The 504-nt window shown below is 75.2% G+C and carries 1 pseudogene; it reads left to right on the top strand.

Annotated features, from left to right (window positions below):
* Nucleotides 1-82: 82 nt before the first annotated feature.
* A pseudogene (locus AC1DCP_RS26360) lies at nucleotides 83-504 on the top strand (hypothetical protein); the annotation flags it as partial.

Here is a 504-nt window from a genome sequence, read left to right as displayed (position 1 = left end):
GCGTCAGCCGGCACGTCCCGCCGCACGACCCGAGTCCCGGTCCGATGCCGGCGCATTCGCTGGCGCGGCAGCGTCGCCGTCGATGGCCGCTGGCCGCGAGGGGCTGGACCGTTGGGAAACCACGTCCCTGCCTACCCATAGCGCCGCCGGCTGGAGCCCCACGCCCCCGCGCACCAAGCAGATCGAAGCCGTCTCCGCACGCAAGCAGCCCGCATGGCAGCCGCCCCCGCGCACGCGCCAGTCGCCGCCGCAACCGGGCGAGATCTGGCTGCATCACGCCGATTCGCCCGGCGCTGTGAAGGCCGCGCCCGCCAAACCGGCGCCCGTGATGCCGCCGCCAGCCGCGAAGCCGGCGCCGGTGTCGCCGGCCCGGGCCGGTGTACCCAACCCCGCTCCCACCCCTGCGCCACAAAAGCCCGCCGCGCCGCGCGCGACCGTGGTGAGCAGCCCATTCCGCAATCCTGCGCTCGGCCTGCGCTCGGCCATCACCACGTTGCCGGAAAC

It is taken from the genome of Agrobacterium sp. 10T429 (assembly GCF_056393925.1).
This window is presented reverse-complemented; position numbering and strand designations above follow the sequence as displayed.